Here is a 15,335-nt window from a genome sequence, read left to right as displayed (position 1 = left end):
CTCATGGAAGACTCCGCACCGCCCGCGATCACCACCGCGAACCCCGCCGACCGCCCCGTCTACGTCATCGGCGGCGGCCCCGGCGGACTCGCCACCGCGTACACCCTGCGCGCCCAGGGGATACGCGCCGTCGTCGTGGAGAAGGCCGACCGGGTCGGTGCGTCCTGGAGCCGCCACTACGACCGGCTGCATCTGCACACCACCCGCCGCCTCTCCGCCCTGCCGGGGCTGAAGATGCCCCGCCGGTTCGGCCGCTGGGTGACCCGCGACAACGTGGTGCGGTACCTGGAGAAGTACGCCGAGGTCCACGAGCTGGAGATCGTCACCGGCGTCGAGGTCTCCCGGATCGAGCGCACCCCCGACGGCACCGGCTGGCTGCTGCACGCCACCGGCGGCCGTGAACTGACCGGCGCCGCCGTCGTCGTCGCCACCGGCTACAACCACACCCCCTTCCTGCCGGACTGGCCCGGCCGCTCCGCCTTCACCGGCGACCTCACCCACGCCTGCGCCTACCGCGACGGCAAGCCCTACACCGGCCGGGACGTCCTCGTCGTCGGCGTCGGCAACACCGGCGCCGAGATAGCCGTCGACCTCGTCGAGAGCGGCGCCGAGCGGGTGCGGCTGTCCGTGCGCACCGCCCCGCACATCGTCCGCCGCTCCACCGCCGGCTGGGCCGCCCAGTACACGGCGATCCTCGTACGGCGACTGCCCGTCGGCCTCGTCGACCGGCTGGCCCGCCCGATGGCGAAGCTCAGCGTGCCGGACCTCTCGGCCCACGGCCTGCCGCGCCCCGGCACCGGCCTCTACAGCCGGGTCAAGGAGGGCGCGATCCCGGTGCAGGACGTCGGTCTGATCGACGCGATCCGCAGGGGCCGGGTGGAGGTGGTGGCCGCCGTCGAGTCCTTCGAGGACGGCGGCAAGGTCGTCCTCGCCGACGGCACCCGCGTCACCCCGGACGCCGTCGTCGCCGCCACCGGCTATGTCCGCGCCCTGGAGGGCCTGGTCGGCCATCTCGACGTCCTCGACGAGCGCGGCCTCCCCCTCGCCCACGGCCCGCGCACCCCGAAGAACGCCCCCGGCCTCTACTTCACCGGCTTCACCACCCCCATCAGCGGCACCCTGCGCGAACTGTCGATCGACGCGGAACACATCGCGAAGGCCGTCGCCCGCCACCTCCGGTAATTTCCGTTACTCACGGTAACTCCCGTCATTCTGCTGCCAGTTACACCTGTGCCAGATGTGGCGAGAGCGTTGTCGTGCGCCCTCGCGCGGAGCCAGAATGTGAGCCCTGTTCACCTTTCTGCTCCGCCCCCCTCTCTACGGAGGACGCACGTGGCACGTGAAAGACAGCTCTCCCCCCGCTCCGGCGACGGCCTCTCCCGCCGCTCCCTGCTCGGTCGCACCGCCGCCGTGGCCGCCGGCGCGACCGCCCTCACCGCGACCGCCGCCGGCCCGGCCTCCGCGGCGGCCACCCGGGACGTGGACGTCGCGATCGTCGGCGCCGGCCTGGCCGGTCTCACCGCGGCCCGCGACCTGGTGGCGGCCGGCCGGACGGTCGCCGTCCTGGAGGCCCGCGACCGCGTCGGCGGCCGGGTCCTCAACCTGTCCCTGGCCAACGGCGGGGCGACCGAGGGCGGCGGTGAGTTCATCGGCCCCACCCAGGACCGCATCAAGGCCCTCGCCGACTCCCTGGGCGTGGCCACCTTCGCCACCTACAACACGGGCGACAACCTCCTCTACAAGGACGGGAAGAAGACCCCGTACGCCACCGACGGCGTGCTCGGCTCGGTCCCGCCGGTCGACGTGGCCGGGCTCGCCAACGCCGCGATCGTGCAGTCCGCGCTGGACGACATGGCCAAGACGATCCCGGTCGACGCGCCCTGGACCGCCGCCAAGGCGCAGGAATGGGACCGGCAGACCTTCGAGACCTGGCTGCGCGCCAACGCCGTGATCCCGTCGGCCAAGTTCCTCCTGGACGTGGCCTGCACCTCGATCTTCTCGGCCGAACCCCGCGAGCTCTCCCTCCTGTTCGTGCTCTTCTACATCGCCGCCGCCGGCAACGAGTCCACCGTCGGCACCCTGGAACGCCTGACCGAGACCGCGAACGGCGCCCAGGAACGGCGCTTCGTCGGCGGCTCCCAGCAGGTGCCGATCAAGCTGGCCGCCACGCTCGGCGACCGGGTGGTGCTGAACGCCCCGGTGCGCACGATCACCCGGTCCGGCGGCACGTACGTCGTCACGGCCGACGGCATCACCGTCACCGCCAGGAAGGTCGTCGTCGCCGCGCCCCCGCCGCTCGCCGCCCGGATCGTGTACGACCCGCTCCTGCCGGCCGGCCGCGACCAGCTCACCCAGCGGCTGCCGATGGCCTCCGTCGCCAAGGCGATCGCGATCTACGACACCCCCTTCTGGCGGGCCGACGGCCTCAACGGCCAGGTCGTCAGCGACACCGGCGTGGTCAGCTCCACCTTCGACAACTCCCCGCCCGACGCCTCCTACGGCGCCCTGATGGGCTTCATCGAGGCCGACGAGGCCCGGGCCTACGATGCGGCGAGCGAGGCCGAGGTCAAGGCGGCGGTGCTGAAGGACTACGTGACGTACTTCGGCGCGAAAGCGGCCTCCCCCACCTCCTTCGTCCTGCAACGCTGGAACAACGAGGCCTACACCCGCGGCGGCCCCGTCTCCATCGCCGCGCCCGGCGTCCTGACCCAGTACGGTCCCGCCCTGCGCAAGCCGGTGGGCGGAATCCACTGGGCGGGGACCGAGACCTCGACCTACTGGATGGGCTTCATGGACGGTGCCGTCCGCTCGGGCGAGCGGGTGGCGAAGGAGGTTCTGGCCGCGCTGTAGGGCCATGGGCCGCCACCGCCGTCCCCGAAGGTCCGCCCCTTTCTCACTGCACGCCCATTCCTGACATCCCGTCAGGTATGTAATCTGACAGTGCGTCAGTTACTTGGCAGTCACACAGGAGCGGGCGGACCGATGCTTGGATCAACCCACGGCACCCTCACCACCGACTCCCGCCGCGCCCGGGTCATCGCGTGCGGCGAACAGCCCGGGCCCGCCGTCCACGGCCGGCCCGCCGACGTCGACGACCTGGACGTCAGCGGCCGGCCGCTGTATTCGACCGTCCCCGATCTGGACCGGTTCTTCCGGCCCGAGTCGGTGGCGGTCATCGGCGCCTCGGACGCCGAGGGACGCCCCAACACCGGTGTCACCCGGCAACTGGTGGGCTGGGCCGAGCGGGTGGGGGCACGGCTGCACCCCGTGCATCCCACCCGCGCGTCCGTCTTCGGCATCCCCTGCGTGGCGTCGGTCGCCGACCTGCCGGAGCAGATCGACCTGGCCGTGCTGCTGGTCGCCGATCCGCTGCCCGTGATCGAGCAACTGGCCGAGGCGAAGGTGCGGTTCGCCGTCGTGTTCGCCTCGGGCTTCGCGGAGACCGGCGAGGCCGGCGCGGCGGCGCAGGCCCGGCTCGCGGCGGCTGTGGAGGGCTCGGGCATCCGGCTGCTCGGCCCCAACACCAACCTCAACGCCTTCGAGCGGTTCCGGGAGGATCTCACCGGCCCGTCGATCGCGCTGATCACCCAGTCCGGTCACCAGGGCCGCCCGGTCTTCGCCCTCCAGGAGCTGGGCATCCGGCTCTCGCACTGGGCGCCGACCGGCAACGAGGCGGATCTGGAGACCTCCGACTTCCTGTCCTACTTCGCCGAGCGGCCCGAGGTCGGCGCCATCGCCTGTTACGTGGAGGGGCTCAAGGACGGCCGCGCCTTCCTGCTGGCCGCCGACCGGGCGGCCCGGCGCGGGGTCCCGGTGGTGGCGGTGAAGGTGGGCCGCACCGAGACCGGCGCCCGCACCGCCGCCTCCCACACCGGCAAGCTGACCGGCGCGGACGAGGTGGTGGACGCGGCGATGCGGCAGTACGGGGTGATCCGCGTCGACGGCCTGGACGAACTCCAGGACACGGCCGCCCTGCTGGCCCGCGCCCGCCGACCGCAGGCGGACGGTGTGGTCGTCTACTCGATCTCGGGCGGCACCGGCGCCCACGCGGCCGACCTGGCGACGGCGGCGGGACTGCGGCTGCCGGCCCTGTCGCCCGCCAAGCAGGCCGAGCTGCACCAGTGGATCCCCGAGTACCTGAACGTGGCCAACCCGGTCGACAACGGCGGCCATCCGGTGGGCGACTGGCGCGGCCGGAAGATCATCGACGCGATCCTCGACGATCCCGGGGTGGGGGTGCTGATCTGCCCGATCACCGGCCCCTTCCCCCCGCTGAGCGATCGTCTGGTGCAGGACCTGGTGGACGCGGCGGAGCAGACGGAGAAGCTGGTGTGCGTGGTGTGGGGCTCGCCGGTGGGCACCGAACCGGCCTACCGCGAGGTGCTGCTGGGCTCCTCCCGGGTGGCGACCTTCCGCTCCCTCGGCAACTGCGTCACCGCGGTCCGGGCGCATCTGGAGCACCACCGCTTCGTGAGCGACTACCGCTCGCCCTTCGACCAGGCCCCGCGCACCCCGTCCCCGTCCTTCCGCAAGGCGCAGCTGCTGATGCGTCCGGGCCAGCAGCTCAGCGAGCACGCGGCGAAGCAGCTGCTGCGGGCGTACGGCATCCGGGTCCCGCGCGAGCAGCTGGTGACCAGCGCGGCGGCGGCGGTACGGGCGGCGGCGCTGGTCGGCTACCCGGTGGTGATGAAGGCGTCCGGCGAGCGGATCGCGCACAAGACCGAGCTGGGACTGGTGAAGATCGGCCTGACCTCGGCGAGCCAGGTCCGCGACGCCTACCGCGAACTGACCGACATCGCCCGCTACGAGGGCGTCTCGCTGGACGGCGTCCTGGTCTGCCAGATGGTCGAGCGGGGGGTGGAGATGGTGGTCGGGGTGACCCATGACGACCTGTTCGGCCCGACGGTCACCGTCGGTCTGGGCGGGGTCCTGGTGGAGGTGCTGCGCGACGCCGCCGTGCGGGTACCGCCCTTCGGGGAGGAGCAGGCGCGGGGCATGCTCGCCGAACTCCGCGGGAGGGTTCTGCTGGACGGCGTCCGCGGCCGCCCGCCGGCCGATGTCGACGCCCTCGTCGAAGTCGTCCTGCGGGTCCAGCGCATGGCGCTGGAGCTGGGCTCCGACCTGGCCGAGCTCGACATCAACCCGCTCGTGGTGCTGCCCTTCGGGCAGGGCGCGGTGGCGCTGGACGCGTTGGCGGTGTGTCGCTGAGATGGACATGTTGGTACGGCACACCACGGACCACCACGTCGCGTTCCTCACCCTCAACCGCCCCGAAGCCCTCAACGCCATCACCCCCGACCTGCGAGAACATCTGATCCGGAGTTTTTCGGAGGTCTCCGCCGACCCCGCTGTCCGGGCCGTCGTCCTCACCGGCGCCGGGCGTGGCTTCTGCGCGGGAGCGGACCTGCGGGGCGGCGCGTCGGCGGGGGACCGGGTCCCCGGCGACGTGGCCCGCACGATCCGTCTCGGGGCCCAGCGCCTGATCGCGGCCGTGCTGGACTGCGAGAAGCCGGTGATCGCCGCGGTGAACGGCACGGCGGCCGGCCTCGGCGCGCATCTCGCCCTCGCCTGCGATCTGATCCTGGCCGCCGAGTCGGCGCGGTTCATCGAGGTGTTCGTCCGCCGCGGCCTGGTCCCCGACGGCGGCGGCGCCTATCTCCTCCCCCGGCTGATCGGCCCTCAGCGGGCGAAGGAGCTGTTGTTCTTCGGCGACGCGCTCGGCGCACCGGACGCCGAACGCCTGGGCCTGGTCAACCGGGTGGTGCCGGACGGCGAGCTGGAGAAGACGGCCCGGGAGTGGGCGGCCCGCCTGGCCGCCGGCCCCACCCGCGCCCTGGCCCTCACCAAGCAGCTGGTCAACGCCTCCCTCGACACCGACCGCGGCACCGCCTTCGCCGCCGAGGCCGCCGCCCAGGAGATCAACATGACGACGGCGGACGCGAGGGAGGGCATCGCGAGCTTCGTGGAGCGCCGGGCGGCCGAGTTCGGGGGGCGGTGAGAAACAGCCCGGGTCGGCTCCCGGCCGGTTCCAGGATCCGCACCCGCGCGGCGTCCCGGCCCCGACGAGCCGGAACAGCCCGGGCTCGCCCGCACCGCGCCGGACGCCCCCGCACGCCCCCGCACGCCCGCGCGTGGGCCATCGCGGGCAGGACACCGAGCGCCGCGAGGACGAGGGGCGGGCCCCGTTTCGCGCCCCCGCGCACTGCCCCCGCACACCCCTTCCTATCTGACATACCGTCAGCTTCAATGGGGGACATGATGGGACACGCGGGGATGGCGGCCGCCGCCGTCCGTTACCTGAGGGCGGGCCCGGTCGAACCGCTGCCCCGTCCCGAACTGCGCTGCGTCCGCGAGGACGAGCGGGCGCCGGTGGACCAGGGCGAGTTCCGGCGGGTGCTGGGGAACTTCGCGTCCGGCGTGACCGTCGTCACGGCGACGACACCGGACGGCCCCGCCGGCTTCGCCTGCCAGTCCTTCTCCTCCCTCTCCCTCGACCCGCCCCTGGTCGCCTTCATGGTCGGCCGTACGTCCACGACCTGGCCGCGCATCGCCCACGCGGGCGTCTTCTGCGTCAACGTCCTCGCCGCGAGCCAGGCCGCGCTGTGCCGCGCCTTCGCGGTGAGCGGCGGGGACAAGTTCGCGGGCGTGCCCCACGACGCGGCCCCGGTCTCCGGTTCCCCGCGCCTGACCGGCAGCCTCGCCTGGATCGACTGCACCGTCCACGCGGTGCACACCGGAGGCGACCACCTCATCGTCGTGGGACGGGTGGACGCCCTGGGGTCGACGCCCGCCGCGGACGCGGAACGGCCCCTGCTGTTCCACAGGGGCCGGTTCCTCTAGGCACGCGCCTCCCGCGCGCCCGGTCGCGCGCGGGACGTCCTCGCCGTCAGGCCGCCGCCAGGGCCGGGCTCACCGGCCGCCGGCGGATCACCAGCGCCATCAGCGCCGCCGCCGCGCACAGGGCGCCCGACGCGTACCAGACCACGTCGTACGAGCCGAAGGTGTCGCGGGCGACGCCGCCGAGGAAGGCGATCAGGGCCGCCCCGACCTGGTGGGAGGCGAGGACCCAGCCGAAGACGATGGCGCTGTCGTCGCCGTAGTGCTCGCGGCACAGGGCGAGGGTGGGCGGCACGGTGGCGACCCAGTCGAGACCGTAGAAGACGATGAAGAAGATCATCGGGGGGTGGACGGTGGGGGCCAGCAGCAGAGGAAGGAAGAGCAGCGAGATCCCGCGCAGCGCGTAGTAGACCGCCAGCAGGCGGCGCGGGGAGAAGCGGTCGGTGAACCAGCCGGAGGCGATCGTGCCGACGACGTCGAAGACACCGATGACCGCGAGGAGCGAGGCCGCCGCCGTGACCGGCATGCCGTGGTCGTGGGCGGCCGGCACGAAGTGGGTCTGGACCAGGCCGTTCGTGGAGGCGCCGCAGATCGCGAAGGTGCCGGCGAGGAGCCAGAAGGGGCCGGTGCGCATCGCGGCGAGCAGGACCTTGACGGTGCGGCTCGCGGCCCCCTGCACGGGTGCCGGCTTCGGGACGAACTCCTTCGCGCCGTACGGGCTCGCCCCCACGTCCGCCGGGTGGTCGCGCAGCAGCAGCCAGACGAAGGGGACGACGGCGAGGGCGGCCAGGGCCACCGTGACGGCCGCGGGACGCCAGTCGTGGCGGGTGATCATCCAGGACAGCAGCGGCAGGAAGATCAGCTGGCCGGAGGCGGACGCCGCGGTGAGGATGCCGCTGACCAGACCGCGGCGCTCGGTGAACCAGCGGTTGGTGACCGTCGCGGCGAAGGCCAGCGCCATCGAGCCGGAGCCCAGGCCGACCAGCAGGCCCCAGCACAGGAGCAGTTGCCAGGCGGCCGTCATCCATACCGTGAGGCCCGAGCCGAGCGCGATCACGGTCAGGGCGGCCGCCACCACCCGGCGGATGCCGAAGCGGTCCATCAGCGCGGCGGCGAACGGCGCGGTGAGCCCGTACAGGGCCAGGTTGATCGAGACCGCCGCGCCGATCGTGCCGCGCGACCAGCCGAACTCCTGGTGCAGCGGGTCGATGAGCAGGCCGGGCAGCGAGCGGAAGGCGGCCGCGCCGATGATCGTGACGAAGGTGACGGCGGCGACGAACCAGGCGCGGTGGATGCCTCGACGGGTAGGGGGCTTCTGTCCCTTTACGGCTGCGGGAGCCTCGCTTGTCTGGGTCACGACATAAAGGATCCGTTTTCCTCCCGCCCTCAACGAGTGGCCCGAGGGACAGCATTAGCTAGGATCGGGCCATGAGTGTCCGGACTCCCCATCGCGTCGTCGTCCTCGCCCTGGACGGCCTGCTCCCCTTCGAGCTGGGCATCCCGCACCGCATCTTCGGCCGCCCCAAGGACGCCGGGGGGCGGCACCTGTACGAGGTCGTGACCTGCTCGGTCCGGCCGCCGGGCCCGGTACAGACCGACGCCGACTTCGCGATCATGGTGGAGCACGGGCCGGAGACCCTCGCCACCGCCGACACCGTCGTCGTCCCCGCCTCCTACGAGCTCGGCCCGGTCTTCGAGGAGGGCGTCCTCACCGACGAACTCGCCGCCGCGCTCGCGCACATCCGCCCCGGCACCCGCCTCGCCTCCATCTGCACCGGCGTGTACGTCCTCGCCGCCGCCGGACATCTCGACGGCCGCCCCGCGACCACGCACTGGGCCGACGCCGAGCGTCTCCAGCAGCTCTTCCCGAAGATCGACGTCGACCCGGACGTCCTGTTCATCGACGACGGAGACGTCCTCACCTCCGCCGGGGTCGCCGCCGGCATCGACCTGTGCCTGCACATGGTCCGCCGCGACCACGGCACCGCGGTCGCCAACGACGTCGCCCGCCGCACCGTCGTACCGCCGCACCGCGACGGCGGTCAGGCGCAGTACATCGAGCGGCCCGTGCCCGATCCGCAGCAGGCCGGCACCACCACCGCGCGCGCCTGGGCGCTCGGGCGGCTGCACGAGCCGATCCAGCTGCGGGACATGGCCGCGCAGGAGTCCCTGTCCGTACGGACGTTCACCCGCCGCTTCCGCGAGGAGACCGGTGTCAGCCCGGGCCAGTGGCTCACCCAGCAGCGCGTCGAACGGGCCCGGCATCTGCTGGAGTCCAGCGACCGGTCCGTCGACCAGGTCGCCCGGGACTCCGGGTTCGGCACCGCCCAGTCGATGCGGCAGCACCTACAGGCGGCCCTCGGGGTCACCCCCACCGCGTACCGCCGCACCTTCCGGACCGGCGCCGGCGGGACGGGCGCCGGCGAGCGCGAGCGCCGGGGCGGTGTCGGCGCCCCGAGCTGACCGGGCGGCGTGCCGGGCCTCGCCCCACCAGCCGATCCCGGTCAGCGCCAGCGTCAGCCCCACCCCGGCCAGCACCGCCGTGGACGGCGCCACCACCCGCAGCAGCGCGCCGGCCAGCGATCCCGTCGCCGCGTAACCCGCCCCCGCCGCCGCGTACATGACGGAGTAGCCCGCGGCCAGCGCACCCGGCGGGAGGACCTCGCGCAGGGACAGATTGCGGGTGAGCATCGCGCCCGACTGGAGCATGCCGCCCAGGGTCAGCGCCACCGCGATCCCCGCCGCGTGGGGTATCAGCGCGGCGGCCGTCACACACACCGAGGTGCCGGCCATCAGGACCACGCTGCGCTCGCGCAGCCGCCCCGGCCAGGCGCGCAGTCCGTGGACGAACGCGCCGAACCCGCCGCCCACCGCCATCCCGGTCAGCAGCGGGCCGGACCAGCCGACGGCGACGCCCCGCTGTTCGAGCAGGGCCGGCAGGACCAGTTCGGACAGGCCGAGCAGGGTCAGGCTGGCCGCGCCCGTCACGTACACCGGCCAGGCGCCGGCCAGGACCCGCGCCGGCGACGCCCCGCCGCGGGCCGCGCCGGTGCCGCCGTCCGCGCCCCAGGCGGCCGGCAGCAGCGACAGGCAGGCGACCGAGGAGGCCATCAGCGCGGCGGCGAGAAGCAGCGGGACGCGCGGCGCGACGCCGAGGGCCAGGCCGGCGACGGCGGCCGGGGAGGCCGCCCACACACCGGCCGTCAGGATCGACTCGGCGGACAGCGCCTGCGCCGCCGACCGCTCCGGGACCAGTTCGGTGAGCAGGGTGCGCAGGCCGCCGGTGGTGGCGGCGGGCGCGGCACCGGCCAGGAACGCGAACCCGCCGAGTACGGCCGGATGCGCACCCGGCAGGACGCCCGGCCCGGCGAAGCCGACGGCCCCGAACCCGAGGCCGACGGCCAGATGGGCGCGGGCCCGGTCGTGGCGCAGCCGCATCCCGAGGACGGGGGCGCCCAGGATCTCGCCGAGGACGTAGGCCGCCGCGAGGATCGCCCCCAGGGAGTACCCGCCGGGGCGCTCACGCACCAGGAACACCAGGGCGAGCGGTGCCATCGCGACCGGCATCCGCGCGCCGACGGCGGTGCAGGCCCAGGTCAGGACCTGTCGGGAGGCGAGGTCGCGGTAGCTCATGCTTCGACGGTAGGGCGTGGGTCCGACGACGTCCCACGGGTTTTCGGCCGGTCGCGGAGGCCACCGCCGTCACCCCGGCATCACCCCGGCATCACCCCGGCCCGCCCTCAGGTGAGCATGCCAAGATGCTTCTGCACCGGGGCACTTGCCCGGACTGGGAGCGCGAGCAGAGTCATGCCTGAGACAGAGACGGTCCGCCGGTGGCTGCTCCCCGCACTGCTGGCGGCGGCGCAGCTCGCCTGGCTGGCGATCGCGGGCCCCTGGCGCGACGGCGATCCGCGCGCAGTGGTCGCGGCCGGGGCGGTCGGGTGCGCTCTCGCGGTGGAGACCGCGGCCCTCGGCCGGCGCCGGCAGGCCCCGGTGAGCGCCCTGGCCTGGTCGGTCGGCGCCATGGCGGTCGGGCTGGTCGCCTGGCAGGACGGCTACTTCGCGCTGGGCGCCATGGTGTCCCTGTACTCGGTCGCGGTGCGCTGCCCCCTTCCCGTGACGCTGCGGGCCGTCGCCGCGGTCGTCGGCGCCGAATGGCTCCTGTCGTTCGCGCTGGCGGGGTTCCGCACGGTGCCGGTGGCGGAATGGGCGGTCGCGGCCCTGCTGTACGTGCTCTGCGCGGGCCTGGGCGAGGCGCGCCGCAAGTGGCACGCGCGGCGCCTGACCGCGGCCCGTCGGCTGGCGGGGGCCGAGGAGGGCCGGCGGAACGCCGCCGAAAACGAACGCCAGCGCCTCGCACGCGAGTTGCACGATGTGAGCGCACACCATCTGACCTCGGTGGTCGTCACCGTGGACACGGCACTCCGGCTCGGCGGCACGCGGCCGGAGCTGACCGCCGAGGCCCTGGAGTTCGCGGAGCGCACCGGCCTCGAGACACAGGCGTCGCTCCAGCGGCTGGTGGGACTCATGCGGGACCCGGAACCGCGCGAGGCCGCGTCGCTGACCGGCCGCATCCAGGAACTGGTCGCGGGCTTCGGCCGGCTGGGCCGCCCCATCGCCACGGAACTTCCCCCGGACCTGACGGGCCCGGTCGGGGAGGCCGTCCACGGGATCGTGCGCGAGGCCCTCACCAACGCCGTCCGGTACGCCCCCGGCGCGGCCGTCCGGGTCTCCGTACGGCGTGCGGCGGGGCGGTTGCTGCTGTCGGTGACCAACGGCCCCGCGGAGGCGCGGGCATCCCGCACGACCGGCATCACGGGGGCGGGGCTCGGCATCAAGGGGATGGAGCAGCGCGCGGCCGCGGTCGGCGGTGAGCTCGACGCCGGTCCGACGGCCGAGGGCGGCTGGCGGGTGGAGGCGGTGCTGCCCGACGCGGGCGGGGCGCAGCCGGCGCACGGGTGGCAGCGGGACGTCCTGAGGGAACAGCTGCTGGTCGATCCCGCGCTCGCGTTCACCGCCGCGGTGCTGCCGGTCTTCTTCGTCCTGGTCGGGGCCGAGGACCTGAGCCGGCAGGCCAGGCACGCGGCGATCCCCGGAATCGTCCTGGCCTCGGTTCTGTTCGCCCTCCACGGTCTTCCCCTGGTGTGGCGGCGGCGCGCGCCCCGAGCCGCGCTCCTCGCCGTCCTGGCGAGTTCCCTGCTCTGGCCGGTGGCCGCCGCACGGGCACCGTTGTCGCAGCTGTCCGCCTACTTCGTCGTGGGCCTGGTCGCCGAATGTCTCGCCGTGAACGCGCTGGGCGCCTACAGCCATCGCGGCGCCCGCACCTGGCCCTGGGTGATCGCGGCGGGGACCGTGAGCGCCTGTGCGGTGATCACCACGGCGGCCGCCGACGGCGAACTGACGGCAGAGGAGCCCTCGTGGCTCCTCGCCACGGTACTGATCGTGCCGTCGGGCATGCTGGCGTGCGCGGGCTTCGCCCTCCTGTGGGGTGCCGGCCTGTTGGTCCGGCGGCGCCGGCTGCGCGTGCTCGCCCGGGACGACTTCGCGCTCGCCAGTTCCGCGTGGCAGGCCGACCGGTCCGCCGGAGCGGAACGGGAGCTGCTGGCCGGACAGTTGAGCGATGCCGTACTGCACCGCACGGCGCGGCTGGTGGAGCTGGCCCGTGCGGGACGGCTGGACGAGGTCGCGGCCGAGGCCCGCTCGACCCTCGCCGCCATGCGCGCACTGCTGCACGGCCTCGACCGGCCGCCGCGCGCCTGACGCGGGTCTCTACCCAGAGATACAGGCAGGGTTCGTTCCCCAAGACGATGGGAGGGCCTTCGTCCGCCGGAACACTCATGGGTATGTATCTCACCCTGGTCGTCGCGCTCTGCGCCGTCGTGGCCCTCGCGGGCGTCGTGGTGACCGTCGTCCACGAGCCGCCGACTTGGGCCGTGGTCGTCGGCACCGTCGTCGGATTCGCGCTGGGCACCGTGCTGCTCCGGATGCCGGCCCTCGCCGACGTCGCGCAGTCCTCGATCGGCTCCTGGAGTCTGCGCCTCGGCGCCTTCTCCGCGGTCGAGGCGCTGCTGAGCCTCGCCGTGACCACGAGGAGCCGTACCGCCGAGAGCCGACCGCTGTCTAGTGCCGCGGCAGGCAACGTTCGCCCCGTCGCGACGCCCGGCACGCACTCTCGCCGCACCGGCCGAAAGCCCAAGTACGTCCAGTACGAGGACTTCCGGCCGGCACGCCGAGAGCACGCACCGGACGCCGCTCCTTGACGGGCAAACGTTGCCTGCCGCGGCACTAGAACGTGAGCACCCCCCGCGCCACCCGTCCCGCCTCCGCGTCCGCCGCCGCCTTCTCGAAGTCCTCCACCGGGTAGGTCCGGGTGATGAGTTCGTCGAGGAGCAGCCGGCCCTCGCGGTACAGGCCGGCGTACAGGGCGATGTCCCGCTGGGGGCGGGAGGCGCCGTAGCGGCAGCCCAGGATGGACTTGTCGAGGAAGAGGGAGGAGACCAGGAAGGACGCCTCGGCGGTGGCCGGCGGCACCCCCAGCAGGACCGCCTGCCCGTGCCGGTCCAGCAGGTCGACGGCGGCCCGGATCAGCTCCACCCGTCCGACGCACTCGAAGACATGGTCCGCGCCCGTCGGCAGCACGTCCCGCACGGCCTCCGTGGACGTCAGGAAGTCGGTCGCCCCGAACCTCCGGGCCACGCCCTCCTTCGCCGGGTTGGAGTCGACCGCGACGATCCGCAGCGCGCCCGCGATCCGCGCGCCCTGGAGCACGTTGAGCCCGATCCCGCCCGTGCCGATGACGACGACGCTCTCGCCGTACCCCACCCGCGCGCGGTTGAGCACGGCGCCCACGCCGGTCAGCACCCCGCACCCGATCAGGGCGGCGGACGCCAGCGGGATGTCCTCGGGTATCCGCACCGCCTGGACGGCCTTCACGACGGTCCGCTCGGCGAAGGCGGAGTTGGAGGCGAACTGGTACACCGCCCGCCCCGCGCGCGTGAACGGCCTCTGGGGCCGCCCGATGGCCTGCCGGCACATCGTCGGCCGCCCCCGGTCGCACTCGGCGCAGGTCCCGCAGCTGGCGAGGGTGGACAGGGCCACGTGGTCGCCGGGGGCGACATGGGTGACCCCGGCCCCCACGGCCTCCACCACCCCCGCCCCCTCGTGCCCGAGCACCACCGGCGCCGGGAAGGGGATCGTCCCGTCGATCACCGACAGGTCGCTGTGGCACAGCCCGGCCGCCGAGATCGCCACGAGCACCTCGCCGGGCCCCGGATCGCGTACGTCGAGGTCGTCGACGACCTCCGCCCGCTTCCCGTCGAACAGCACGCCTCGCATCAGACGACCCCCTTGCGTTCTCTGGGCAGGCCGAGCACGCGCTCGGCGATGATCGTGCGCTGGATCTGGTCCGAGCCGCCGTAGATCGTGTCGGCCCGGGAGAACAGGAACAGCTGCTGCGCGTCGTCGAGTTCGTACGGCGTCGCGGGCGTCCAGTCCGCCGGGCCCGCGCTCGCCGACGCGCCGCGCACCCCCACCGCGGCCTCCCCGAGACGCTGGTGCCAGCCCGCCCACAGCAGTTTGGCCACGCTGGGCGCCCCCGGCCCGCCCGAACCGCCCAGGGTCCGCAGCGCGTTCCACCGCATGGTCCGCAGCTCGGCCCACAGCCGCACCAGCCGCTCGCGTACGACGGGATCGTCGGCGGCGCCCGTCTCCACGGCCGTACGGACCACGCGCCCCAGTTCCTCGGCGAACCCGATCTGCTGGGCGAGCGTCGACACTCCGCGTTCGAACCCGAGGAGGCTCATCGCGACCCGCCAGCCCTCGCCCACGGCCCCGACGACATGCTCCGCGCGCGCCTGCGCCCCGTCGAAGAAGACCTCGTTGAACTCGCTGGTGCCGGTGAGCTGCCGGATGGGCCGCACCTCGATCCGGCCCGGCTGGTCCATGGGCACGAGGAGGAAGGACAGCCCGTGGTGACGGGTCGAGCCGGGGTCGGTGCGGGCGAGGACGAAGCACCAGTCGGCCTCGTGCGCGAGGGAGGTCCAGATCTTCTGCCCGCTGACGCGGTACGTCCGGCCGCCCTCGTCGGCCTCCGCCCGCGTCCGCACTCCGGCGAGGTCGGACCCGGCACCCGGCTCGCTGTACCCCTGGCACCAGAGTTCGGCACCGGCGGCGACGGGCGGCAGGAACCGGTCCTTCTGCTCGGGGGTGCCATGGGTGATCAGGGTGGGCGCGAGCAGGTTCTCCCCGATGTGCCCGGACCGGGGCGGGGCACCCGAGCGCGCGTACTCCTCGGCCCAGGCGACCTGCCGGGTCAGACCGGCGGTCCGGTTCCCGTACCCCCCCTCCCCCCACCCCAGCCCGATCCACCCGGCAGCACCGAGCGTCCGCTCCCAGCTTCGGCGGTCGGTGGCGTGCGGGGCATGCGCGTCCAGCCATTCCCGAGCTTCGGCGCGGAACCCGTCGTCGTCCGCGGTGAACCCGAAATCCACGTTCAGCTC

At 74.0% G+C, this 15,335-nt stretch carries 12 protein-coding genes; 8 read left to right on the top strand and 4 right to left on the bottom strand.

Features of this window, described 5'->3' with window-relative positions:
* Positions 1-3 precede the first annotated feature (3 nt).
* The 5 genes from AQJ64_RS27095 to AQJ64_RS27075 all read left to right on the top strand — a co-directional run bounded on the left by AQJ64_RS27095 (position 4) and on the right by AQJ64_RS27075 (position 6,840).
* Positions 4-1,182, top strand: coding sequence for a flavin-containing monooxygenase (locus AQJ64_RS27095; protein WP_055633771.1), 1,179 nt, complete (start codon positions 4-6; stop codon positions 1,180-1,182).
* 150 nt (positions 1,183-1,332) lie between these two features.
* Positions 1,333-2,850: a flavin monoamine oxidase family protein gene (locus AQJ64_RS27090; RefSeq protein WP_055633770.1), complete on the top strand. Its 1,518-nt coding sequence runs from the start codon at positions 1,333-1,335 to the stop codon at positions 2,848-2,850.
* A gap of 132 nt (positions 2,851-2,982) precedes the next feature.
* The gene (locus AQJ64_RS27085) at positions 2,983-5,208 is read left to right on the top strand and encodes an acetate--CoA ligase family protein (RefSeq protein WP_055633769.1); all 2,226 of its coding nucleotides are present in this window, start codon (positions 2,983-2,985) and stop codon (positions 5,206-5,208) included.
* A 1-nt stretch (position 5,209) separates the two neighbouring features.
* The gene (locus tag AQJ64_RS27080; RefSeq protein WP_055633768.1) at positions 5,210-5,998 is read left to right on the top strand and encodes an enoyl-CoA hydratase/isomerase family protein; all 789 of its coding nucleotides are present in this window, start codon (positions 5,210-5,212) and stop codon (positions 5,996-5,998) included.
* Positions 5,999-6,258: 260 nt separating this feature from the next.
* A complete protein-coding gene (locus AQJ64_RS27075) occupies positions 6,259-6,840 on the top strand; it encodes a flavin reductase family protein (RefSeq protein ID WP_244902693.1) in 582 nt (193 codons plus the stop codon).
* A gap of 46 nt (positions 6,841-6,886) precedes the next feature.
* Here the strand turns inward: AQJ64_RS27075 and AQJ64_RS27070 are convergent, their stop codons facing one another.
* A complete protein-coding gene (locus AQJ64_RS27070; RefSeq protein ID WP_055633766.1) occupies positions 6,887-8,194 on the bottom strand; it encodes an MFS transporter in 1,308 nt (435 codons plus the stop codon).
* 71 nt (positions 8,195-8,265) lie between these two features.
* On the opposite strand from AQJ64_RS27070, the gene AQJ64_RS46475 reads away from it, so the two are divergent.
* Positions 8,266-9,300, top strand: a complete 1,035-nt coding sequence (locus tag AQJ64_RS46475; RefSeq protein ID WP_079061962.1) for a GlxA family transcriptional regulator — start codon at positions 8,266-8,268, stop codon at positions 9,298-9,300.
* Here the strand turns inward: AQJ64_RS46475 and AQJ64_RS27065 are convergent.
* Positions 9,184-10,470 carry an MFS transporter gene (locus AQJ64_RS27065; RefSeq protein WP_055633765.1) on the bottom strand — a complete coding sequence of 429 codons (1,287 nt, stop codon included), beginning with the start codon at positions 10,468-10,470 and terminating at the stop codon, positions 9,184-9,186. The genes AQJ64_RS46475 and AQJ64_RS27065 overlap by 117 nt on opposite strands.
* Positions 10,471-10,644: 174 nt before the next feature.
* Here AQJ64_RS27065 and AQJ64_RS27060 point away from each other — a divergent pair, with 174 nt between their 5' ends.
* Together AQJ64_RS27060 and AQJ64_RS27055 are read left to right on the top strand one after the other, a co-directional pair.
* Positions 10,645-12,597 carry a sensor histidine kinase gene (locus tag AQJ64_RS27060; protein WP_055633764.1) on the top strand — a complete coding sequence of 651 codons (1,953 nt, stop codon included), beginning with the start codon at positions 10,645-10,647 and terminating at the stop codon, positions 12,595-12,597.
* Positions 12,598-12,674: 77 nt separating this feature from the next.
* Entirely contained in the window at positions 12,675-13,097 is a 423-nt protein-coding gene (locus AQJ64_RS27055; RefSeq protein WP_159060310.1) for a hypothetical protein, read from the top strand.
* 25 nt (positions 13,098-13,122) lie between these two features.
* Here AQJ64_RS27055 and AQJ64_RS27050 read toward each other — a convergent pair whose 3' ends face one another.
* Together AQJ64_RS27050 and AQJ64_RS27045 are read right to left on the bottom strand one after the other, a co-directional pair.
* On the bottom strand, positions 13,123-14,172 hold the full coding sequence (locus tag AQJ64_RS27050) for a Zn-dependent alcohol dehydrogenase (protein WP_059203059.1): 1,050 nt from the start codon (positions 14,170-14,172) through the stop codon (positions 13,123-13,125).
* The gene (locus tag AQJ64_RS27045; RefSeq protein ID WP_059203058.1) at positions 14,172-15,326 is read right to left on the bottom strand and encodes an acyl-CoA dehydrogenase family protein; all 1,155 of its coding nucleotides are present in this window, start codon (positions 15,324-15,326) and stop codon (positions 14,172-14,174) included. The genes AQJ64_RS27050 and AQJ64_RS27045 overlap by 1 nt, the downstream gene beginning before the upstream one ends.
* Positions 15,327-15,335 lie beyond the last annotated feature (9 nt).

Origin of the sequence: Streptomyces griseoruber (assembly GCF_001514205.1) — a bacterium.
GTDB classification, from domain to species: Bacteria; Actinomycetota; Actinomycetes; order Streptomycetales; family Streptomycetaceae; genus Streptomyces; species Streptomyces griseoruber.
The sequence above is the reverse complement of the archived record's forward strand: the minus strand, read 5'-3'. Positions and strand labels throughout refer to the sequence as shown.